This window comes from Pseudomonas sp. Arb-4-2C (assembly GCF_055755015.1).
On sequence record NZ_CM146899.1, the window covers coordinates 1,392,270 to 1,414,217 of the forward strand.

At 58.5% G+C, this 21,948-nt stretch carries 17 protein-coding genes; 15 read left to right on the plus strand and 2 right to left on the minus strand.

The annotated features are described in order from the left end of the window. Nucleotides 1–28 precede the first annotated feature (28 nt). Nucleotides 29–1,624 carry a glycoside hydrolase family 17 protein gene (locus AC0J41_RS06330; protein ID WP_473014889.1) on the minus strand — a complete coding sequence of 532 codons (1,596 nt, stop codon included), beginning with the start codon at nt 1,622–1,624 and terminating at the stop codon, nt 29–31. A gap of 287 nt (nt 1,625–1,911) precedes the next feature. Here AC0J41_RS06330 and AC0J41_RS06335 point away from each other — a divergent pair, with 287 nt between their 5' ends. The 3 genes from AC0J41_RS06335 (at nt 1,912) to AC0J41_RS06345 (ending at nt 5,036) form a co-directional block, all read left to right on the plus strand. Continuing rightward, nucleotides 1,912–2,763 (plus strand): glycine betaine ABC transporter substrate-binding protein, encoded by an 852-nt coding sequence (locus AC0J41_RS06335; protein WP_025111874.1) that lies wholly within the window; start codon nt 1,912–1,914, stop codon nt 2,761–2,763. Between the two features lie 306 nt (nt 2,764–3,069). Beyond that, nucleotides 3,070–3,381: a DUF485 domain-containing protein gene (locus AC0J41_RS06340; RefSeq protein ID WP_025111873.1), complete on the plus strand. Its 312-nt coding sequence runs from the start codon at nt 3,070–3,072 to the stop codon at nt 3,379–3,381. Further along, a complete protein-coding gene (locus AC0J41_RS06345) occupies nt 3,378–5,036 on the plus strand; it encodes a cation acetate symporter (RefSeq protein WP_025111872.1) in 1,659 nt (552 codons plus the stop codon). Before AC0J41_RS06340 ends, AC0J41_RS06345 begins: the two co-directional genes overlap by 4 nt. 800 nt (nt 5,037–5,836) lie before the next feature. Here AC0J41_RS06345 and gltA read toward each other — a convergent pair. Beyond that, nucleotides 5,837–7,126, minus strand: coding sequence for a citrate synthase (gene gltA, locus AC0J41_RS06350; protein WP_003222994.1), 1,290 nt, complete (start codon nt 7,124–7,126; stop codon nt 5,837–5,839). A 363-nt stretch (nt 7,127–7,489) separates the two neighbouring features. On the opposite strand from gltA, the gene sdhC reads away from it, so the two are divergent. From sdhC to AC0J41_RS06410, 12 genes are all read left to right on the plus strand, one after another. Next, nucleotides 7,490–7,864, plus strand: coding sequence for a succinate dehydrogenase, cytochrome b556 subunit (sdhC, locus tag AC0J41_RS06355; RefSeq protein ID WP_017127965.1), 375 nt, complete (start codon nt 7,490–7,492; stop codon nt 7,862–7,864). Beyond that, nucleotides 7,858–8,226, plus strand: a complete 369-nt coding sequence (sdhD, locus tag AC0J41_RS06360; RefSeq protein WP_003222999.1) for a succinate dehydrogenase, hydrophobic membrane anchor protein — start codon at nt 7,858–7,860, stop codon at nt 8,224–8,226. The genes sdhC and sdhD overlap by 7 nt, the downstream gene beginning before the upstream one ends. A 3-nt stretch (nt 8,227–8,229) precedes the next feature. Beyond that, a complete protein-coding gene (gene sdhA, locus AC0J41_RS06365) occupies nt 8,230–10,002 on the plus strand; it encodes a succinate dehydrogenase flavoprotein subunit (protein ID WP_025111871.1) in 1,773 nt (590 codons plus the stop codon). Between the two features lie 11 nt (nt 10,003–10,013). Next, on the plus strand, nt 10,014–10,718 hold the full coding sequence (locus AC0J41_RS06370; RefSeq protein ID WP_003223007.1) for a succinate dehydrogenase iron-sulfur subunit: 705 nt from the start codon (nt 10,014–10,016) through the stop codon (nt 10,716–10,718). A 259-nt stretch (nt 10,719–10,977) separates the two neighbouring features. Further along, nucleotides 10,978–13,809, plus strand: coding sequence for a 2-oxoglutarate dehydrogenase E1 component (locus tag AC0J41_RS06375; protein ID WP_025111870.1), 2,832 nt, complete (start codon nt 10,978–10,980; stop codon nt 13,807–13,809). Between the two features lie 42 nt (nt 13,810–13,851). Then, nucleotides 13,852–15,072 (plus strand): 2-oxoglutarate dehydrogenase complex dihydrolipoyllysine-residue succinyltransferase, encoded by a 1,221-nt coding sequence (gene odhB, locus AC0J41_RS06380; protein WP_473014890.1) that lies wholly within the window; start codon nt 13,852–13,854, stop codon nt 15,070–15,072. A gap of 97 nt (nt 15,073–15,169) precedes the next feature. Further along, nucleotides 15,170–16,606: a dihydrolipoyl dehydrogenase gene (gene lpdA, locus AC0J41_RS06385; RefSeq protein WP_102356807.1), complete on the plus strand. Its 1,437-nt coding sequence runs from the start codon at nt 15,170–15,172 to the stop codon at nt 16,604–16,606. A gap of 182 nt (nt 16,607–16,788) precedes the next feature. Continuing rightward, on the plus strand, nt 16,789–17,955 hold the full coding sequence (gene sucC / locus AC0J41_RS06390) for an ADP-forming succinate--CoA ligase subunit beta (protein ID WP_007919879.1): 1,167 nt from the start codon (nt 16,789–16,791) through the stop codon (nt 17,953–17,955). Next, nucleotides 17,955–18,836: a succinate--CoA ligase subunit alpha gene (sucD, locus tag AC0J41_RS06395; RefSeq protein WP_007919877.1), complete on the plus strand. Its 882-nt coding sequence runs from the start codon at nt 17,955–17,957 to the stop codon at nt 18,834–18,836. Before sucC ends, sucD begins: the two co-directional genes overlap by 1 nt. Nucleotides 18,837–19,165: 329 nt before the next feature. Further along, entirely contained in the window at nt 19,166–20,479 is a 1,314-nt protein-coding gene (gene brnQ, locus AC0J41_RS06400; protein ID WP_025111867.1) for a branched-chain amino acid transport system II carrier protein, read from the plus strand. Between the two features lie 255 nt (nt 20,480–20,734). Then, nucleotides 20,735–21,472 (plus strand): DUF599 domain-containing protein, encoded by a 738-nt coding sequence (locus tag AC0J41_RS06405; protein ID WP_025111866.1) that lies wholly within the window; start codon nt 20,735–20,737, stop codon nt 21,470–21,472. Continuing rightward, the gene (locus tag AC0J41_RS06410) at nt 21,472–21,870 is read left to right on the plus strand and encodes an MAPEG family protein (RefSeq protein ID WP_473014892.1); all 399 of its coding nucleotides are present in this window, start codon (nt 21,472–21,474) and stop codon (nt 21,868–21,870) included. Before AC0J41_RS06405 ends, AC0J41_RS06410 begins: the two co-directional genes overlap by 1 nt. The last annotated feature ends 78 nt before the right edge of the window (nt 21,871–21,948 follow it).

Consider the following 21,948-nt stretch of genomic DNA (forward strand, 5'->3'; position numbering starts at 1 on the left):
GCGAAGGGGCAAGATTGGCCTCTGGAGATCAGCGGTTGCGAACCCGCAGGCAGCGCCACAACGCCGCCACCATGAGCCCACTCACTAGCGCCCAACCCCAGGCCTGCTGGTTCTGCAACCCTTCCACAAATAACTGCGGCGCAATGCCGGCGCCAACGATAAAGGTCAGCAGGGCGATTTCCCGGCGCGGCACGCTGACCGGACGGCACACGTACACCAGCGCCGGCAGAATGAACGCCATGCTGGCGAAGCTGCGATAACGTGCGTCGAACACCATCTCCAGCATCATCACCGCTGCAGCAAAACCTGCTACGGCAACCAGCCAACCGGCGCGGCGCTCCAGCAGATTGAACGCGCGTTCACGCCAACCCTGGCGGCTGCTCAAGGTCAGCGCAGCATGCGCCAGCACCAGCAGGTTCAACGCTGTCAGCAAACCGACCCACAGCCATTCGCCGGCAAACCGCGTGGTCACCCGCGCCAGATCGCCCCAGGCGCCGATCGAGCAGGCGGCCACCGCGCCGAGCAGCGGCAGGATCAATGCTGATTGTGTGCTGCGCACCCGGCCGCCGAGCAGCAGCGTGCCGAGGAAAATCAGCCCGCCCAGGCCCAGCCATTCCTTCCAGTACGGCACGTTGGTCACCGGCCCGGCGAGTACGCCCTTGTCCTGACGATCCGCGTCGAACAGGCCCCAGTAGCCACCGACCGCACCTTCGCTGCCACGCTTCCATGGCTGGTCGAACGCCTCGATCAGGTTGTAATGCCAGCCTTCCTTCTCGGCCATCGCGACAAAACCACGAATGAATTTGGCTTCATTGACCCGGCTCGGCAGGGCGGTCTCGCGCTGGCGGCCTTCGCTGGGCCAGCCGGTCTCGCCGATCATCACGTCTTTGGGCGCGAACTTGTTGCCGAACACCTGACGCACATCCGCCACGTGTTGCAGGGCGACGTCGATGTTCGACGGATCGTCTTCCCAGTACGGCAGCAAGTGAATGGTCAGGAAATCCACGGCCGGCGCGACTTCCGGATGCTTGAGCCAGAACTCCCAGACATCGGCATACGTGACCGGCTGCCTGACCTGGCTTTTGACCTTGTTGATCAGTCTGGCCAGTTGCGCGCCGGTGACTTCCTTGCGCAGCAAGGCCTCGTTGCCGACGATCACCGCACTGACCACGTCCGGGTTGGCGTTGGCCGAGGCGATCAGCAGATCGACTTCTTTTTCAGTGTCCACCGGGTTGCTGTTGACCCAGGCACCGATCATCAATTTCAAACCGTGCTTGCGCGCCAGCTCGGGCAGGGCTTCGAGGCCGGTCATCGAGTAGGTGCGGATGCATTCGAAGCGCGTCGCCAGCAGGGCGAGGTCGGCGTCCATACGTTCCGGACGCAGCTTGAACGGCACGTCGAACGGCGACTGATCCTTGTCGAACGGCGTGTAGGAGGCGCATTGCAACTTGTGCGTCGGGGTGGCGGCGTCCGGCAGGATCACCGGTTTGCCGAGGCCGTACCAGAAACCGCCAAGGGCAAACAGGCCAAGCAGGCAAGCGAAGAAATAGGGAACAAGCGGAAAGCGGGAAGTCGCGGACATGATCAGGCCGAGTGGCTGCAAAGCGACGCATGTTACCTGCATTTATCCGCGGGTTGGTGGCCTGCATCATTTGCCCATGCAAAGTTCGGGCGGATTATTTGGCGTCATTTATTCAGACGCGATTAATGGCTTTCTGATGTCGTTTCTCGTTGTCTTGAGGTCGTTGCCAGAGCAGGTCGCAGCGGGCGTCAGGTTGATGATCGAAAGCGTCAGTACTCCACTGTCGTACGAGCGAGTTTGCGGTCGGGCGTGATGGGGGCGCTGTGCACCATAACAATACGTTGACGATGCCCGGCATCCGTCGGGCGCAGCATTTCGGGGAAGTAACGATGAAGATGCGACGACTTTTAGGCGCAGGTGCCGCTCTGGTGCTTGCGATGAGCTCCACTTTCGCCAGCGCTGAAAAACAGACCCTGAACATCGGTTACGTTGACGGCTGGTCCGACAGCGTTGCGACCACCCACGTGGCGGCCGAAGTGATCAAGCAGAAACTCGGCTACGACGTGAAACTGCAAGCCGTCGCCACCGGGATCATGTGGCAGGGCGTGGCCACCGGCAAACTCGATGCGATGCTCTCGGCGTGGCTGCCGGTCACCCACGGCGAATACTGGGCGAAGAACAAGGATCTGGTCGTCGATTACGGCCCGAACTTCAAGGATGCGAAAATCGGCCTGATCGTGCCGGAGTACGTCAAAGCGAAATCGATCGAAGACCTGAAAACCGACGACAGCTTCAAAAACCGTATTGTCGGCATCGACGCCGGTTCAGGCGTGATGCTCAAGACTGATCAGGCGATCAAGGATTATGGCCTGGACAAATACACCCTCAAGGCCAGTTCCGGTGCCGGCATGATTGCCGAGCTGACCCGGGCCGAGAAGAAGAACGAATCGATTGCCGTCACCGGTTGGGTGCCGCACTGGATGTTCGCCAAGTGGAAACTGCGCTTCCTTGACGACCCGAAAGGCGTGTATGGCGCGGCTGAAACCGTGAACAGCATCGGCAGCAAGGAACTCGCCACCAAGGCCCCGGAAGTGGCCAAGTTCCTGAAGAATTTCCAGTGGGCGTCGAAAGACGAGATCGGCGAAGTCATGCTGGCGATTCAGGACGGCGCCAAACCTGAAGCCGCGGCCAAGGATTGGGTCGCCAAACACCCGGATCGCGTAGCCGACTGGACCAAATAACCCCGGATAAAGCACTGCCCCTGTGGGAGCGGGCTTGCTCGCGAAAGCGTCGGATCAGTCAACCAGATTGTTGACTGACAGGACGCCTTCGCGAGCAAGCCCGCTCCCACATTTGTTTCTGGCGCAGCGTGGTTCACAGGGTTTGTGGCTGTTTGAGAGGTCATTTCCGATTATTTCGGCTCTTTACAGTCCGAAAATTGGCGAAAGTGTCATGTCGTTCTAATACTAAGGTCGTCTGGAAGCCGTTCCGCAGCCGCATACAGTGGATACGTTCCAACAATAATCTGTGCTGCGAGGATAAAAACAATGAACGACAGCATTTACCTCTCGATTCAAAACAGCCCGCGCTTCAAGGAGCTGGTGAAGAAAAGGGAACGATTCGCCTGGATACTCTCGGCGATCATGCTAGGGCTTTACTCCGCCTTCATCCTGCTGATCGCTTACGGGCCGCAAGTGCTCGGTGCCAAGATCAGTCCCGAATCATCCATTACCTGGGGCATCCCGATCGGTGTCGGCCTGATTGTCTCGGCTTTCATCCTGACCGCTATCTACGTACGGCGCGCCAATGGCGAGTTCGACGACCTGAACAATGCGATTCTCAAGGAGGCTCAGCAATGATCCGGCGTCTACTGGCTCTTTTGAGCATCGCAGCGTTCGCTCCGGCAGTCTGGGCCGCTGACGCCTTGACCGGCGAAGTCCACAAACAACCGCTCAACGTCGCCGCGATCGCCATGTTCGTGGTGTTCGTCGGTGCCACTCTGTGCATCACCTACTGGGCGTCCAAACGCAACAAGTCGGCCGCCGACTACTATGCGGCGGGCGGCAAGATCACCGGGTTCCAGAACGGTCTGGCGATTGCCGGTGACTACATGTCGGCAGCGTCCTTCCTGGGGATTTCCGCGCTGGTGTTCACCTCCGGCTACGATGGCCTGATCTACTCGATCGGCTTCCTGGTGGGGTGGCCGATCATTCTGTTCCTGATCGCCGAACGCCTGCGCAACCTGGGTAAATACACCTTTGCCGACGTGGCGTCCTATCGCCTCGGGCAAACTCAGATCCGCACCCTGTCTGCCTGCGGTTCGCTGGTGGTGGTGGCGTTCTACCTGATCGCGCAAATGGTCGGTGCCGGCAAGCTGATCCAGCTGCTGTTCGGCCTCGACTACTATGTCGCGGTGATTCTGGTGGGCATCCTGATGTGCCTTTACGTGCTGTTCGGCGGCATGCTGGCGACCACCTGGGTGCAGATCATCAAGGCGGTGCTGTTGCTGTCCGGTGCCTCGTTCATGGCGCTGATGGTGATGAAGCACGTCAACTTCGATTTCAACATGCTGTTCTCCGAGGCGATCAAGGTCCACCCTAAAGGTGAGGCGATCATGAGCCCGGGCGGCCTGGTGAAAGATCCGATTTCGGCATTCTCCCTGGGCCTGGCGCTGATGTTCGGTACCGCCGGCCTGCCGCACATCCTGATGCGCTTCTTCACCGTGAGTGACGCCAAGGAAGCGCGCAAGAGCGTGCTGTATGCAACCGGCTTCATTGGCTACTTCTACATCCTGACGTTCATCATCGGCTTCGGCGCGATCCTGCTGGTCAGCACCAACCCGGCCTTCAAAGATGCGGCGGGCGCTCTGCTCGGCGGCAACAACATGGCGGCGGTGCACCTGGCTGACGCGGTGGGTGGCAGTATTTTCCTTGGCTTCATCTCGGCGGTGGCGTTTGCGACCATTCTGGCGGTAGTGGCTGGTTTGACACTGGCCGGTGCCTCAGCGGTGTCTCACGACCTGTATGCCAGCGTGATCAAGAAGGGCAAGGCCAACGACAAGGATGAGATTCGCGTGTCGAAGATCACCACTATTGCACTGGGTGTTCTGGCTATTGGCCTGGGTATCCTGTTCGAAAGCCAGAACATTGCGTTCATGGTTGGCCTGGCGTTCTCGATTGCGGCGAGTTGCAACTTCCCGGTACTGCTGCTTTCGATGTACTGGAAGAAGCTGACCACCCGCGGTGCAATGGTGGGTGGCTGGATGGGGTTGATCAGTGCCGTGGGGCTGATGATCCTTGGTCCAACCATTTGGGTGCAGATTCTGCATCACGAGAAGGCGATCTTCCCTTACGAGTACCCGGCGCTGTTTTCGATGATCATTGCGTTCATCGGCATCTGGTTCTTCTCGATCACTGACAAGTCGGCGGCGGCCGAGAACGAGCGGGCGCTGTTCTTCCCGCAGTTTGTGCGTTCGCAGACTGGCCTTGGGGCGAGTGGGGCGGTTTCGCACTAACAGCTGATTACATGTTTTGACTGAAATGCCCCGGTTGAGAGATCGGGGCATTTTTTTTTGTGGGCGGTTATCGGGCGGGCTGGGTTTTTTGTGGGAATGGGTACATATCCGTTGTTGTGGTAACGGCGGCTTAGGGTTCCGCCCTTACGGCGGGTCACTTTTTCCAGACGCCGAAAAAGTAACCAAAAAGGCTTGCTCCTACGTCCGGCCCGCTCGCTGAGGCTCGGGGTTCCTTCGCTCCGGGATCCATCCGGGCGCAGCGCCTACGGTTTGCTTCGCTGATCCATCGGGGACTCTTGACTCCAGGGCATGGTCAGTACCTCCTGACCATGATTGATACCTGTAAACCATGTCCCCGGTCTCAAACGTAAAGGATGTACCCGGTCTTTACCGTGAGGGGCTTTTGATCTTGCTTTGGCTTTGGCTTTGGCTTTTGATCTTCAGGCCCCTTCGGCAGGCCGAGCGTAGGTGTCCATCAGGGGCTAGGCGCGCAGCGCCGTGCGGCGAAGCCGCATACATCGAGAGGAGGTGCAGCGAAGCAAACCGTAGGCGATGCCCCCGGATGGACACCGTAGCGAGGGAACACTGAGCCTCAGCGAAGTGCCGTACGCCGGGGCCAAGCCTTTTGGTTCCTTTTTGGCGTTTGAAAAAGGGACTCGCTGTAAGAGCGAAACCGCCAGCGGCAGCACCCGCAGCAACGGATATGTCCCCAATCCCCAAATCCCGGACAAACAAAAACGGCCCCTATATAAATAGAGGCCGTTCCCGATACAACTCAAGACGTTATCGCAAGACAGGTCTTATTTGCGGTCTTCCAGCTTGGTGATATCACGCGACTCATAGCCGGTGTACAGCTGGCGCGGACGGCCAATCTTGTACGGGCTGGAGAGCATTTCTTTCCAGTGGGAGATCCAGCCAACAGTACGTGCCAAAGCAAAGATCACAGTAAACATGCTGGTTGGAATGCCGATCGCCTTGAGGATGATCCCCGAGTAGAAGTCGACGTTCGGGTACAGCGAGCGCTCGATGAAGTACGGGTCGGTCAGCGCGATCTCTTCCAGGCGCATGGCCAGTTCGAGTTGCGGATCATTGTTGATGCCCAGTTCCTTCAGTACTTCGTCGCAGGTCTGCTTCATTACAGTCGCGCGAGGATCGCGGTTCTTGTAAACGCGGTGACCGAAGCCCATCAGCTTGAACGGATCGTTCTTGTCCTTGGCCTTGGCGATGAACTTGTCGATGTTGGACACATCGCCAATCTCGTCAAGCATGGTCAACACGGCTTCGTTCGCGCCGCCGTGGGCAGGGCCCCACAGTGCGGCGATACCGGCGGCGATACAGGCGAACGGGTTGGCACCCGAGGAGCCTGCCAGACGCACGGTGGAAGTCGATGCGTTCTGCTCGTGGTCGGCGTGGAGGATGAAGATCCGGTCCATGGCCTTGGCGAGTACCGGGCTGATCGGTTTGATCTCGCACGGGGTGTTGAACATCATGTGCAGGAAGTTTTCCGCGTACGTCAGGTCGTTGCGCGGGTACATCATGGGTTGGCCCATGGAGTACTTGTAAACCATCGCTGCCAGGGTTGGCATCTTGGCAACCAGACGGATCGCGGAGATTTCGCGATGCTGCGGGTTATTGATGTCCAGGGAGTCGTGGTAGAAGGCCGAGAGGGCACCGACTACGCCGCACATGACGGCCATCGGGTGGGCGTCGCGACGGAAGCCGTTGAAGAAGGTTTTCAGCTGCTCGTGAACCATGGTGTGGTTTTTCACGGTGCTGACGAACTGGGCCTTCTGTTCTGCGGTCGGCAGTTCGCCGTTGAGCAGCAGGTAGCAGGTTTCCAGGTAGTCCGACTTTTCAGCCAGCTGTTCGATCGGGTAGCCGCGGTGCAACAGAATGCCGTTGTCGCCGTCGATATAGGTGATCTTCGATTCGCACGAGGCGGTCGACATGAAACCCGGGTCGAAAGTGAAGCGGCCCGTGGCCGTCAGGCCCCGAACATCGATTACATCGGGACCAACGGTGCCGGTTAAAATGGGCAGCTCGACGGGGGCTGCGCCCTCGATGATCAACTGCGCTTTTTTGTCAGCCATGTGGCCTCCTATTTATGCTTGAACCATCAGACAGACCCCCCACGCAGGGCCCGCACCACTATAGTGAGATAAATTCGAATGTCAATTTGCCTAAAGTCTTGCTCCAGAAGGCTTTAAGCGCACTTTTTCCTCGAAATTGACTGCCATTTACGCCTTTTATGCGACTTGTGCAATCAGCTATTGGGGGTAGGTGATTGCGTTGTCATTAGTAGCCTAACTGTCTATACTCGGCCACCGACCGCCAAGGGCTTTTGGGCTTGCTTTCATTGGGGGTCGCATCCCTGGGTGGTGGTTACCTGACCAGTGCACTCCCCAACAACTTTGCCCTGATTGTTAGGGGCTCTTCAGTGTGAAAAAAAAGCCGTGAAAAGCCAACGACCTGTAAACCTAGACCTAAGGACCATCAAACTCCCAGTCACTGCTTACACGTCCATTCTTCACCGTATCTCCGGTGTCATCCTCTTTGTCAGCCTGGCCATCATGCTTTACGCATTGGACAAGTCGCTGAGCTCCGAGGAAGGCTTCGGTCAGGTGAAAGCGTGTCTGACCAGTCCGCTAGCCAAGCTAGTGATTTGGGGCATCCTGTCCGCTCTGCTGTATCACCTGGTTGCCGGTGTGCGCCATTTGATCATGGACATGGGCATCGGCGAGACGCTGGAAGGCGGCAAGCTGGGCTCGAAAATCGTTATCGCCGTTTCCGTGGTGGTAATCGTTCTGGCAGGAGTCTGGATATGGTAACTAACGTCACGAACCTCTCGCGTTCGGGCCTCTATGACTGGATGGCGCAGCGTGTGTCGGCGGTCGTTCTCGCGGCTTACTTCATCTTTCTGATCGGATACGTCGTGGCCCACCCAGGCCTCGAGTACGCCCAGTGGCATGAACTGTTCGCCCACAACGGGATGCGTATTTTCAGCCTCCTGGCCCTTGTTGCTCTCGGCGCTCACGCCTGGGTCGGCATGTGGACCATCGCGACTGACTACCTGACGCCAATGGCGTTCGGCAAGTCCGCGACGGCTATACGTTTCCTTTTCCAGGCAGTATGCGGCGTTGCGATGTTCGCTTACTTCGTCTGGGGTGTGCAGATTCTCTGGGGTATCTGAGTCATGGCTAACATTCCAACGATTTCTTTCGACGCCATCATTATTGGTGGTGGCGGTGCCGGCATGCGCGCTGCGCTGCAGCTGGCACAAGGCGGTCACAAGACTGCCGTGATCACCAAGGTTTTCCCGACCCGCTCGCACACTGTATCCGCCCAGGGCGGCATCACCTGTGCGATCGCGTCCGCTGACCCGAACGATGACTGGCGCTGGCACATGTACGATACCGTCAAGGGCTCCGACTATATCGGTGACCAGGACGCGATCGAATACATGTGTCAGGAAGGCCCGGCTGCCGTTTTCGAGCTGGACCACATGGGTCTGCCGTTCTCGCGTACCGAGCAAGGCCGTATCTACCAGCGTCCGTTCGGCGGTCAGTCCAAGGATTACGGTAAGGGCGGCCAGGCTGCTCGTACCTGCGCAGCGTCCGACCGTACTGGTCACGCTCTGCTGCACACCCTTTATCAGGGCAACCTGAAAGCCGGTACCACGTTCCTGAACGAGTACTACGCTGTCGACCTGGTGAAAAACCAGGAAGGCGAGTTCGTCGGTGTGATCGCGATCTGCATCGAAACCGGCGAAACCTCCTACATCCGCGCCAAGGCCACCGTACTGGCCACCGGCGGTGCTGGCCGTATCTACGCATCCACCACCAATGCCCTGATCAACACCGGTGACGGCGTCGGCATGGCCCTGCGTGCTGGCGTGCCGGTACAAGACATCGAAATGTGGCAGTTCCACCCGACCGGCATCGCCGGCGCCGGTGTACTGGTTACCGAAGGTTGCCGTGGTGAAGGTGGTTACCTGATCAACAAGCACGGCGAGCGTTTCATGGAGCGTTATGCTCCGAACGCGAAAGACCTTGCCGGTCGTGACGTGGTTGCCCGCTCGATGGTTAAAGAAATCATCGCCGGCAACGGTTGCGGTCCGAATGGCGACCACGTGATGCTCAAACTCGACCATCTGGGCGAGGAAGTGCTGCACAGCCGTCTGCCAGGCATCTGCGAACTGTCGAAGACTTTCGCTCACGTTGACCCGGTTGTTGCGCCGGTTCCGGTTGTTCCGACCTGCCACTACATGATGGGCGGCGTTGCCACCAACATCCATGGTCAGGCGATCACCCAGAACGCCGAAGGCGTGGACCAGATCATTCCTGGTCTGTTCGCAGTAGGCGAAGTGGCTTGCGTATCGGTGCACGGTGCCAACCGTCTGGGCGGCAACTCGCTGCTCGACCTGGTGGTGTTCGGCCGCGCTGCCGGCCTGCACCTGGAAAAGGCGCTGACCGACGGTATCGAATACGACGACGCTACCGAAGCCGACATCGAAGCTGCCCTGTCGCGTCTGAACGCGCTGAACGGCCGTACCGATGGTGAAGACGTGGCTACCCTGCGTCGCGAGCTGCAAAGCTGCATGCAGAACTACTTCGGTGTGTTCCGTACCGGCGAATACATGCAGAAGGGCATCGCTCAGCTGGCTGATCTGCGCAAGCGTATCGCCAACGTGAAGATCAACGACAAGTCGCAGGCGTTCAACACTGCGCGTATCGAAGCGCTCGAGCTGCAAAACCTGCTGGAAGTGGCTGAAGCTACCGCCATCGCTGCCGAAGTGCGTAAAGAGTCCCGCGGCGCTCACGCCCGTGAAGACTTCGAAGATCGTGACGACGAAAACTGGCTGTGCCACACCCTGTACTTCCCGGGTGACAAGCGCGTCACCAAGCGTGCCGTGAACTTCTCGCCGAAGACTGTTCCGACTTTCGAACCTAAAGTCCGGACTTATTAAGGGTGACCGCCATGTTGCAAGTCAGTGTTTATCGCTACAACCCTGATCAGGACGCTGCGCCGTTCATGCAGGAATTCCAGGTCGATACCGGTGGTAAAGACCTGATGGTGCTGGACGTGCTGGCCCTGATCAAAGAGCAGGACGAGGGTTTCTCCTATCGTCGCTCTTGCCGTGAAGGCGTCTGCGGCTCCGACGGCATGAACATCAACGGCAAGAACGGTCTGGCGTGCATCACGCCGCTGTCCGCCGTAGTGAAAGGCAACAAGTTGATCGTTCGTCCGCTGCCAGGTTTGCCGGTTATCCGTGACCTGGTTGTCGATATGAGCATCTTCTACAAGCAATACGAGAAGGTTAAGCCATACCTGCAGAACGACACGCCGGCTCCGGCCATCGAGCGTCTGCAGTCCCCTGAAGAGCGTGAAAAGCTCGACGGTCTGTACGAGTGCATTCTGTGCGCCTGCTGCTCGACCTCGTGCCCGTCCTTCTGGTGGAACCCGGACAAGTTCCTGGGTCCAGCTGCCCTGCTGCAAGCGTACCGCTTCCTGGCAGACAGCCGCGACACCAAGACATCCGAGCGTCTGGCTTCGCTCGATGACCCGTTCAGCGTATTCCGCTGCCGGGGTATCATGAACTGCGTCAACGTATGTCCGAAAGGCCTGAACCCGACTAAGGCCATCGGTCACATCCGTAACATGCTGCTTTCGAGCGGCGTGTGATTCAGCTGCTGTAACCGTAGAACCGCTGTACCGAAGAGGCTGTGGCGCGGGCTTCAACCCGCGTCATGGCTATAACCAGAGCAGTAGTCACAAGCTGCAGCTCTTATTTTGAAGAAATGAGACAAGCAGGGGCATCCGGGCTGGTACCCGGACTATCAGCGTGATCCTAAGTGGCTTGTTTTGGTCGCTGCATTCGGACTTCTGCAAGTTTGCTCGGTATTGGCGCCGATGGTGTTCCCCTAACCGAGGGTGACCAAGCATGCAAGAAAGCGTGATGCAGCGCATGTGGAACAGCGCCTACCTTTCAGGTGGAAACGCTGCCTATGTGGAAGAGCTTTATGAGCTCTACCTGCACGACCCTAACGCTGTGCCAGAAGAGTGGCGCACCTACTTTCAGAAGTTGCCTGCCGACGGCAACTCTGCCACTGATGTTTCGCACTCCACAATTCGCGATCATTTCGTGCTGCTGGCAAAGAACCAGCGCCGCGCCCAACCGGTTTCCGCCGGGAGCGTGAGCAGTGAGCACGAGAAGAAGCAAGTTGAAGTGCTGCGATTGATCCAGGCCTACCGTATGCGTGGCCACCAGGCAGCCCAGCTTGACCCGCTGGGGCTGTGGCAGCGTCCTGCACCTGCAGACCTGTCGATCAATCATTACGGCTTGACCAATGCCGATCTTGATACGACCTTCCGTGCCGGCGACCTGTTCATCGGCAAAGAGGAAGCGAGCCTACGCGAAATTCACGAAGCGTTGCAGCAGACATATTGCCGCACCATCGGCGCTGAATTTACGCACATCACCGATTCCGAGCAGCGCCAGTGGTTCCAGCAGCGTCTGGAAAGCGTGCGCGGTCGTCCGACGTACTCGGCCGACATCAAGAGCCATCTGCTCGAGCGCGTCACTGCCGGTGAAGGCCTGGAAAAATACCTGGGCACCAAATACCCGGGCACCAAGCGTTTCGGTCTGGAAGGCGGCGAAAGCCTGATTCCGATGCTCGACGAACTGATCCAGCGTTCCGGTTCCTACGGCACCAAGGAAGTTGTCATCGGCATGGCCCACCGTGGCCGTCTGAACGTGCTGGTCAACACCTTCGGCAAGAACCCGCGCGAGCTGTTCGACGAGTTCGAAGGCAAGAAGAAGGTCGAGCTGGGTTCCGGTGACGTTAAATACCACCAGGGCTTCTCGTCCAACGTAATGACCGCAGGCGGTGAAGTTCACCTGGCCATGGCGTTCAACCCGTCCCACCTGGAAATCGTTTCCCCGGTGGTAGAAGGTTCGGTTCGCGCCCGTCAGGATCGTCGTAACGACCCGACCGGTGAGAAGGTTCTGCCGATCTCCATCCACGGTGACGCTGCATTCGCAGGTCAGGGCGTGGTCATGGAAACCTTCCAGATGTCGCAGACCCGCGGTTTCAAGACCGGCGGTACCGTGCACATCGTGATCAACAACCAGGTTGGTTTCACCATCAGCAACCCGCTGGACTCGCGCTCCACCGAGTACGCCACCGACGTTGCGAAGATGATCCAGGCGCCGATCCTCCATGTGAATGGTGATGATCCGGAAGCCGTGCTGTTCGTGACCCAGCTGGCCATCGACTACCGCATGCAGTTCAAGCGTGACGTGGTGATCGACCTGGTCTGCTACCGTCGTCGCGGCCACAACGAGGCCGACGAACCAAGCGGCACCCAGCCTCTGATGTACCAGCAGATCACCAAGCAGCGCACCACCCGTGAGCTGTACGCTGATCGTCTGACTCAGGCCGGTGTACTGGACGCTGAACGTGTTCAGGCCAAGGTTGACGAGTACCGCAATGCGCTGGACAACGGTCTGCACGTAGTGAAATCGCTGGTCAAAGAACCGAACAAAGAGCTGTTCGTGGACTGGCGTCCGTATCTGGGCCACGCCTGGACTGCGCGTCACGACACGCGTTTCGATCTGAAGACCCTGCAAGAACTGTCTGCCAAGCTGCTGGAAATTCCGGAAGGCTTCGTGGTTCAGCGTCAGGTTGCGAAGATCTACGAAGACCGTCAGAAGATGCAAGCCGGCGGCCTGCCGATCAACTGGGGTTACGCCGAAACCATGGCGTACGCGACCCTCGCGTTCGAAGGTCACCCGATCCGCATGACTGGTCAGGACATCGGCCGCGGTACGTTCTCGCACCGTCACGCTGTGCTGCACAACCAGAAAGACGCGGGCACCTACATTCCTCTGGCGCACTTGTACGACGGTCAGCCACGCTTTGACCTGTACGACTCGTTCCTGTCGGAAGAAGCGGTACTGGCATTCGAATACGGTTACTCGACCACCACGCCAAACGCGCTGGTGATCTGGGAAGCCCAGTTCGGCGACTTCGCCAACGGTGCACAGGTTGTTATCGACCAGTTCATCACCAGCGGCGAGCACAAGTGGGGCCGTCTCTGCGGTCTGACCATGCTGTTGCCGCACGGCTACGAAGGTCAGGGCCCTGAGCACAGCTCGGCACGTCTTGAGCGTTACCTGCAGCTGTGCGCCGAGCACAACATTCAGGTGTGCATGCCGACCACGCCGGCCCAGATCTACCACTTGCTGCGCCGTCAGGTGATTCGCCCGCTGCGCAAGCCACTGGTTGTTCTGACTCCGAAGTCGCTGCTGCGTCACAAACTGGCCATCTCGACGCTGGAAGATCTGGCCGAAGGTTCGTTCCAGACCGTGATCCCGGAAATCGATGTTCTGGACCCGAAAAAGGTCGAGCGCGTTGTTCTGTGTAGCGGCAAGGTCTACTACGACCTGCTGGAAAAACGCCGTGCCGAAGGCCGTGAAGATATCGCCATCGTGCGTATCGAGCAGCTGTATCCATTCCCTGAGGACGACTTGAAAGAAGTCCTGGCTCCGTACACCAACGTCAAGCATGCCGTGTGGTGTCAGGAAGAGCCGATGAACCAGGGTGCCTGGTACTGCAGCCAGCATCACTTGCGTCGCAGCATCAGCAACCTCAACAAGTCTCTCGTACTTGAGTACGCGGGCCGTGAGGCTTCTGCTGCACCTGCATGTGGTTACGCATCGATGCACGCCGAACAGCAGGAAAAACTGCTGAACGACGCCTTTACTGTTTAACGCCTTCGCGCACCTGAAACCGAATTTAAGGAACCACAGATAATGGCTATCGAGATCAAAGCCCCCACTTTCCCGGAATCGGTTGCCGATGGCACCGTTGCCACCTGGCACAAACAACCGGGCGACGCCGTCAAGCGCGACGAACTGATCGTCGACATCGAAACTGACAAAGTCGTACTGGAAGTTCTGGCTACCGCCGACGGCGTGCTGGGCGCCATCGTCAAGGGCGAGGGCGAGACCGTCCTGTCCGACGAAGTCCTGGGCTCCATCGTTGAAGGCGGCGCGGCTGCCGCTGCTCCAGCCGCCGCTGCTGCTCCGGCTGCTGCCGCTGCACCGGCTGCTGCCGAAGGCGAAGACGATCCTGTTGCTGCTCCGGCTGCACGCAAGCTGGCTGAAGAAAACGGCATCAACATCGCTTCCGTTGCCGGCACCGGCAAAGGTGGTCGTGTGACCAAGGAAGACGTCGTGGCTGCTGTTGCTGCCAAGAAAGCTGCTCCGGCTGCCGCACCTGCCAAGGCTGCTGCTCCAGCTGCCGCTGCTCCTGTGTTCGCCGCTGGCGACCGCATCGAGAAGCGCGTGCCGATGACCCGCGTTCGTGCCACCGTGGCCAAGCGTCTGGTTGAAGCTCAGTCGAACATGGCGATGCTGACCACTTTCAACGAAGTCGACATGACCGAAGTCATGGCGCTGCGTTCGAAGTACAAGGATCTGTTCGAGAAGTCCCACAACGGCGTACGCCTGGGCTTCATGTCGTTCTTCGTGAAAGCAGCTACCGAAGCGCTGAAGCGTTTCCCTGCTGTCAACGCGTCGATCGACGGCGGCGATATCGTTTACCACGGCTACGCTGACATCGGCGTTGCCGTTTCCAGCGACCGTGGCCTGGTTGTACCGGTCCTGCGTAACGCCGAGCTGATGAGCCTGGCTGAAATCGAAGGCGGCATCGCAACATTCGGCAAAAAAGCCCGTGACGGCAAACTGTCGATGGACGAGATGACCGGTGGTACCTTCACCATCACCAACGGTGGTACCTTCGGTTCGATGATGTCGACCCCGATCGTCAACCCGCCGCAGGCAGCGATTCTGGGCATGCACAACATCATCCAGCGTCCGATGGCCATCAACGGCCAGGTCGTGATCCGTCCGATGATGTACCTGGCACTGTCCTACGATCACCGCCTGATCGATGGCAAAGAAGCTGTGACCTTCCTGGTGACCATCAAGAACCTGCTGGAAGATCCGGCTCGTCTGTTGCTGGATATCTGATAGAAGCAGTCGCGGGCTTCAAGCTTCAAGCTGCCGGAAAGGGCAGCCTGGCTTGGAGCGCGCGGCTTGAAGCTTTTCGCTAAAGAGGATTTTTTGAATGTCGCAGAAATTTGACGTAGTAGTGATCGGTGCCGGCCCTGGCGGCTATGTTGCTGCCATCAAGGCCGCGCAGCTGGGTCTCACCACTGCCTGCATCGAGAAGTACACCGACGCTGAAGGCAAGCAAGCCCTCGGCGGTACTTGCCTGAACGTCGGCTGCATTCCGTCCAAGGCGCTGCTGGACAGCTCCTGGAAGTACAAGGAAGCCAAAGAGAGCTTCAACGTTCACGGTATCTCGACCGGCGAAGTCAAAATGGACGTCGCAGCGATGGTTGGCCGCAAGGCTGGCATCGTCAAGAACCTGACCGGCGGCGTTGCCACCCTGTTCAAGGCCAACGGCGTTACTTCGATCCAGGGCCACGGCAAACTGCTGGCTGGCAAGAAAGTCGAAGTCACCAAGCCGGACGGCTCGGTTGAAGTCATCGAAGCTGAAAACGTCATCCTGGCTCCAGGTTCGCGTCCGATCGACATTCCACCGGCTCCGGTCGATCAGAAAGTCATCGTCGACTCGACTGGCGCTCTGGAATTCCAGACCGTACCTAAACGTCTGGGCGTGATCGGCGCTGGCGTGATCGGTCTGGAACTGGGTTCGGTATGGTCGCGTCTGGGCTCGGAAGTGGTTGTCCTGGAAGCACTGGACACCTTCCTGATGGCAGCGGATACCGCTGTTTCCAAGGAAGCGCTGAAAACCCTGACCAAACAAGGTCTGGACATCAAGCTGGGCGCTCGCGTGACCGGCTCGAAAGTCAACGGCGACGAAGTCGTTGTCAACTACACCGATGCCAACGGCGAACAGACCATCACTTTCGACAAGCTGATCGTAGCCGTTGGTCGCCGTCCGGTGACCACTGATCTGCTGGCTGCCGACAGTGGCGTGACCCTGGACGAGCGCGGTTTCGTGCACGTTGACGATCACTGCGCCACCACTGTACCGGGCGTTTTCGCCATTGGTGACGTGGTTCGCGGCATGATGCTGGCTCACAAGGCTTCGGAAGAAGGCATCATGGTTGTCGAGCGCATCAAGGGCCACAAGGCTCAGATGAACTATGACCTGATCCCTTCGGTTATTTATACTCACCCGGAAATCGCGTGGGTTGGCAAAACCGAGCAGGCCTTGAAAGCCGAAGGCGTTGAAGTTAACGTCGGCACCTTCCCGTTCGCCGCCTCCGGCCGTGCCATGGCCGCCAACGATACCGGTGGTTTCGTCAAGGTCATCGCTGATGCCAAGACTGACCGCGTATTGGGCGTGCACGTGATTGGTCCGAGCGCTGCAGAACTGGTTCAGCAGGGCGCGATCGGTATGGAATTCGGCACCAGCGCTGAAGACCTGGGCATGATGGTTTTCTCCCATCCGACCCTGTCTGAAGCCTTGCACGAAGCTGCTCTGGCTGTGAATGGCGGCGCCATCCACATTGCCAACCGCAAGAAGCGTTAAGACATAATAAGAAACCACGGCGGTAACGGCCCGTCGTGAGCCTTGCGAGCAAGTCTCACCGCGGAATGTCCGCTGGACGCAGTCTTGCGTAGCTCAGCTACGCAAGCAGCAGTCACAGGTGGCGCGGCACTCAAACGAGCGCAGCGCCGAATGCGCAGTACCTAACGAAGACGGTAAAAAGCATGAATCTTCACGAGTATCAGGGTAAGCAGCTGTTCGCTGAATACGGCCTGCCAGTTTCCACTGGTTACGCAGTAGACACCCCGGAAGCAGCAGCAGAAGCTTGCGACAAAATCGGCGGCAGCGAGTGGGTTGTCAAAGCCCAGGTCCACGCCGGTGGTCGCGGTAAAGCGGGCGGCGTCAAGCTGGTTCGCAGCAAAGAAGACGCCAAAGCCTTCGCACAGCAGTGGCTGGGCAAGCGTCTGGTGACTTACCAGACTGACGCCAATGGCCAGCCAGTCACCAAGATCCTGGTTGAATCGTGCACTGATATCGCTAAAGAGCTGTACCTGGGCGCTGTCGTTGACCGTTCGAGCCGTCGCATCGTGTTCATGGCTTCCACCGAAGGTGGCGTGGACATCGAGAAAATCGCTCACGACACTCCAGAAAAAATTCTGAAAGCCACTATCGATCCACTGGTTGGCGCTCAGCCATTCCAGGGTCGCGAGCTGGCATTCCAGCTGGGTCTGGAAGGCAAGCAGGTTGCTCAGTTCGCCAAGATCTTCGTAGGTCTGGCCAAGCTGTTCAAGGATCACGACCTGGCTCTGCTGGAAGTGAACCCGCTGGTGATCAAGGCTGACGGCGATCTGCACTGCCTGGACGCCAAGATCAACATCGACGCCAACGCAATGTACCGTCAGCCTAAGCTGAAGACTTTCCACGATCCGTCGCAAGACGATCCGCGCGAAGCGCACGCTGCCAAGTTCGAACTGAACTACGTGGCACTGGAAGGCAACATCGGCTGCATGGTCAACGGTGCTGGCCTGGCCATGGGTACCATGGACATCGTCAACCTGCATGGCGGCAAGCCAGCCAACTTCCTCGACGTAGGTGGTGGCGCTACCAAAGAACGCGTAACTGAAGCGTTCAAGATCATTCTGTCCGACACCAACGTCGCTGCAGTACTGGTCAACATCTTCGGCGGCATCGTTCGCTGCGACATGATTGCCGAAGGCATCATCGGCGCTGTGAAAGAAGTCGGCGTGAAAATCCCGGTTGTTGTTCGCCTTGAAGGTAACAACGCTGAGCTGGGCGCTAAAGTACTGGCAGAAAGCGGTTTGAACATCATCGCTGCTACCAGCCTGACCGACGCTGCTCAACAAGTTGTCAAAGCTGCGGAGGGCAAATAATGAGCGTCCTGATCAATAAAGACACCAAAGTTATCTGCCAGGGTATTACCGGTTCGCAAGGTAGTTTCCACACCCAGCAAGCCATCGAATACGGCACCAAGATGGTTGGTGGCGTTACTCCTGGCAAAGGCGGCACCGAGCACCTGGGTCTGCCAGTGTTCAACACTGTCAAAGACGCAGTAGCTGCCACCGGCGCTACCGCCAGCGTGATCTACGTTCCGGCTCCTTTCTGCAAGGACTCGATCCTGGAAGCAGCATTCGGCGGCATCAAGCTGATCGTCTGCATCACCGAAGGCATTCCTACCCTGGACATGCTGGACGCCAAAGTTAAGTGCGACGAGCTGGGCGTAGTCCTGATCGGCCCTAACTGCCCAGGCGTGATCACCCCAGGCGAATGCAAGATCGGCATCATGCCAGGTCACATTCACTTGCCAGGCAAGGTCGGTATCGTTTCGCGTTCCGGCACCCTGACCTACGAAGCTGTGAAGCAGACCACTGACGCCGGTTTCGGTCAGTCGACCTGCGTCGGCATCGGTGGTGACCCGATCCCGGGTTCGAACTTCATCGACATCCTGAAACTGTTCCAGGAAGACCCGAAGACCGAAGCGATCGTAATGATCGGCGAGATCGGCGGTTCGGCTGAAGAAGAAGCGGCTGCCTACATCAAGGCACACGTGACCAAGCCGGTTGTTTCCTACATCGCTGGTGTGACTGCTCCTCCGGGCAAGCGCATGGGCCATGCTGGCGCAATCATCTCTGGCGGCAAAGGCACTGCAGACGAGAAATTCGCTGCTCTGCAAGACGCAGGCGTGAAAACCGTGCGTTCGCTGGCAGACATCGGCAAGGCCCTGGCCGAGCTGACCGGTTGGGCTGTCAAGTAAGCCTCGCGCTGAACTGACGCTTCACCAAACAAAGGCCACCCTCGGGTGGCCTTTGTCGTTTCTGATGTTTATTTGACGATAGCGATTTATAGGCTCTCGCCCAATAACATGCAAAAACGCGACACAGACACGTCGCGTATCGGATAGTTCGCCCTCAAACAGTGCGTTTGTCAGACAAATTCGTTAGGCTAGCAGCCATTTTTGCGTCTGCCGCCCACAAGGCATGCAACGCGCTAAACGGGTCAGTCTCATACGGACTGACAGCATTTCCCTAACCCCACAGGGAAATCCCCCTCTAAATTCCGATTCAGTAGTGTGGTATTTCCTTAATGAAAGTTTTGAAAGGTCAGGACATCCTGGCACTTGGTTTTATGACATTTGCCCTGTTCGTCGGGGCCGGTAACATCATCTTCCCGCCTATCGTCGGTTTGCAGGCCGGACCTCACGTCTGGATGGCGGCGCTGGGCTTCCTGATCACTGCCGTCGGTTTGCCGGTGATCACCGTCGTTGCGCTGGCGAAAGTCGGCGGGGCGATGGACACGCTGAGCAGCCCGATCGGCAAGATAGCCGGCGGCATTCTGGCAGCCGCGTGCTACCTGGCGGTCGGCCCGTTGTTTGCCACTCCGCGTACCGCGACCGTGTCGTTCGAAGTGGGTCTGGCGCCGCTGACTGGCGAAAGCCCACTGGCGCTGTTCCTCTACAGCTCGGTGTACTTCCTGCTGGTGTTCTTCATCTCGCTGTATCCGGGGCGTCTGCTGGACACCGTGGGGCGTTTCCTGGCGCCGTTGAAGATCATCGCCCTGGCGGTGCTCGGTATCGCTGCATTCGCCTTGCCGGCGGGTGACATTGGCCAAGGCACGCCGGAGTACGTGGCGGCACCGTTTTCCCAGGGTTTCATTAATGGTTACCTGACCATGGATACCCTCGGCGCTCTGGTGTTCGGTATCGTCATCGTCAACGCGATCCGCTCCCGGGGCGTCGAGTCGCCAGCACTGATCACCCGTTACGCGATCATTGCCGGTCTCATCGCCGGTGTCGGTCTGGCGCTGGTGTATGTCAGCCTGTTCCGTCTCGGTTCCGGCAGCCATGAAGTGGCAGTCGGTGCTACCAACGGCGCGGCCGTGCTGCACGCTTACGTGCAACACACCTTCGGTTCGCTGGGCAGCGGCTTCCTCGCGGTGCTGATCTCGCTGGCGTGCCTGGTGACGGCGGTGGGTCTGACCTGCGCTTGCGCTGAGTACTTCAGCCGCGTGTTGCCACTGTCTTACAAGACGCTGGTGATCATTCTGGCGGCGTTCTCGCTGCTGGTGTCGAACCTGGGCCTGACCAAGCTGATCGCTTTCTCGATCCCGGTGCTGACCGCGATCTACCCGCCGTGCATCGTGTTGGTCGGCCTGAGCTTCTGCAAAGACTTCTGGCATGAACACGGCCGCATCATCGGCCCGGTGATGCTCGTGTCCTTCGTATTCGGCACCATCGACGCCCTCAAAGGCGCCGGTCTGGCTGACTGGATGCCATCGCAGCTGTCGCACCTGCCGCTGAGCGAGCAGGGTCTGGCGTGGCTGGTGCCATGCGTCATGACCCTGGTGGTCGCGGTGATCTGCGATCGCCTGCTGGGCAAGCGCAGCGAAGCGGTTGCCTGATTGCTGACCCGCCACAAGCGGGTCTTCAACGCTTAAACAGAAATGCCCCGTATCAATCGATACGGGGCATTTTTTATGCGCGTCAGGCAGTGTCTTTTTCCTTGAGCCAACGTCGAAGCACTGCGCAAATCTCAATATCGGAGCGGGCTTGCTCGCGCATGCGTCGGGTCATTCACTGTTTATGTATTTGGCACACCGCTTTCGCGAGCAAGCCCGCACCCACAGGTACAGCGTTCATACTCCACAAGGAATTGCATGTCGTTCATCCAAGCCAACCTGATCCACCTGCTGGCCGCGCTCTGGTTTGTCACCTGCTGGGGCGGTTATACCCGTTATGCGTCGTGGAAGGCCCGCGACACCGCGTGCCTGGCCAGCGTGCTGCACCTGTACCGTGAAGACTGGATGCGCCGCATGCTGCTGCGCGACAACCGCATCGCCGATGCCAGCGTGATCGGCAACCTGGAGCGCAACGCCTCGTTCTTCGCGTCCAGCACCCTGATCATCCTCGCCGGCATTCTGACCGTGCTGGGCGCTTCCGAGCGCGCCGTGTCGTTGCTGGCGGACATTCCGATGGTCCAGCAAGCATCGCAGGGCATGTCGGAGATCAAGTTGCTGTGCCTGGCGCTGGTGTTCGTCTATGCCTTCTTCACGTTCAGCTGGTGCATGCGCCAGTACAACTTTGCCGCAGTCCTGGTCGGTTCGGCGCCGATGATCGGTGAACGCCAGGTTTCCGAGCAGGAGCGCAAGGCATTCGCGCTGCGGGCGGCACGGGTGATTTCGATGGCGGCCAACCAGTTCAACTTCGGCTTGCGCTCTTATTACTTCGGCATGACGATGCTGGCGTGGTTTGTCAGCCCGTGGCTGTTCATGTTGATGAGTGCTGGCGTGGTGCTGGTGTTGTATCGCCGCGAGTTTCATTCCGACGTGCTGGATGTGATGGTCTATACCCCTACAGAGGCGACGTTGCCCGAAACCAATAAAGAGGCCGCTTGATGAGTATTCCGTTCTGGTGTGTGTTTATCAGTGCATTGTTGATTTACATCGCGCGTATGCCGGTGGGTAAAGCCATGAAAGAGCAGGGCGGTTACAACAACCACCTGCCGCAACAGCAGGCGCAACTCACCGGTTATGGCGCGCGGGCGCTGGCGGCGCATCAGAATAGCATCGAAGCGTTCATCCTGTTTGCCGTGGGGGTGCTGATGGCGCACACCACGCAGACACAGGGGTGGTTGATCGATGCATTGGCGATCATCTTTGTGATCGCGCGGATTCTCTACTTGTGGTTGTACCTGGCGGATAAACCCTCTCCGCGCAGCCTGGTGTGGCTGGTCGGTCTGATCTGTAGTTTGTTGCTGATGATTAGTCCGACTTTTAGAACCGTGTTGCTGTAAAAAACGGCTTCTAACCCGGCACTCTCAACAATCACAGACAAAAGAAAACCCGCACTTGGCGGGTTTTCTTTTTCTGCA

Bases quoted from the DNA above. Each gene is read 5' to 3' on its own strand.
- AC0J41_RS06370 (WP_003223007.1), top strand. From the start codon at position 10,014: ATGTTGCAAGTCAGTGTTTATCGCTACAACCCTGATCAGGACGCTGCG.
- AC0J41_RS06335 (WP_025111874.1), top strand. From the start codon at position 1,912: ATGAAGATGCGACGACTTTTAGGCGCAGGTGCCGCTCTGGTGCTTGCG.
- AC0J41_RS06375 (WP_025111870.1), top strand. From the start codon at position 10,978: ATGCAAGAAAGCGTGATGCAGCGCATGTGGAACAGCGCCTACCTTTCA.
- AC0J41_RS06340 (WP_025111873.1), top strand. From the start codon at position 3,070: ATGAACGACAGCATTTACCTCTCGATTCAAAACAGCCCGCGCTTCAAG.
- odhB (WP_473014890.1), top strand. From the start codon at position 13,852: ATGGCTATCGAGATCAAAGCCCCCACTTTCCCGGAATCGGTTGCCGAT.
- sdhA (WP_025111871.1), top strand. From the start codon at position 8,230: ATGGCTAACATTCCAACGATTTCTTTCGACGCCATCATTATTGGTGGT.
- AC0J41_RS06405 (WP_025111866.1), top strand. From the start codon at position 20,735: ATGTCGTTCATCCAAGCCAACCTGATCCACCTGCTGGCCGCGCTCTGG.
- sucD (WP_007919877.1), top strand. From the start codon at position 17,955: ATGAGCGTCCTGATCAATAAAGACACCAAAGTTATCTGCCAGGGTATT.
- AC0J41_RS06410 (WP_473014892.1), top strand. From the start codon at position 21,472: ATGAGTATTCCGTTCTGGTGTGTGTTTATCAGTGCATTGTTGATTTAC.
- sucC (WP_007919879.1), top strand. From the start codon at position 16,789: ATGAATCTTCACGAGTATCAGGGTAAGCAGCTGTTCGCTGAATACGGC.
- lpdA (WP_102356807.1), top strand. From the start codon at position 15,170: ATGTCGCAGAAATTTGACGTAGTAGTGATCGGTGCCGGCCCTGGCGGC.
- gltA (WP_003222994.1), bottom strand. From the start codon at position 7,126: ATGGCTGACAAAAAAGCGCAGTTGATCATCGAGGGCGCAGCCCCCGTC.
- AC0J41_RS06330 (WP_473014889.1), bottom strand. From the start codon at position 1,624: ATGCAGGTAACATGCGTCGCTTTGCAGCCACTCGGCCTGATCATGTCC.
- sdhD (WP_003222999.1), top strand. From the start codon at position 7,858: ATGGTAACTAACGTCACGAACCTCTCGCGTTCGGGCCTCTATGACTGG.
- brnQ (WP_025111867.1), top strand. From the start codon at position 19,166: ATGAAAGTTTTGAAAGGTCAGGACATCCTGGCACTTGGTTTTATGACA.
- AC0J41_RS06345 (WP_025111872.1), top strand. From the start codon at position 3,378: ATGATCCGGCGTCTACTGGCTCTTTTGAGCATCGCAGCGTTCGCTCCG.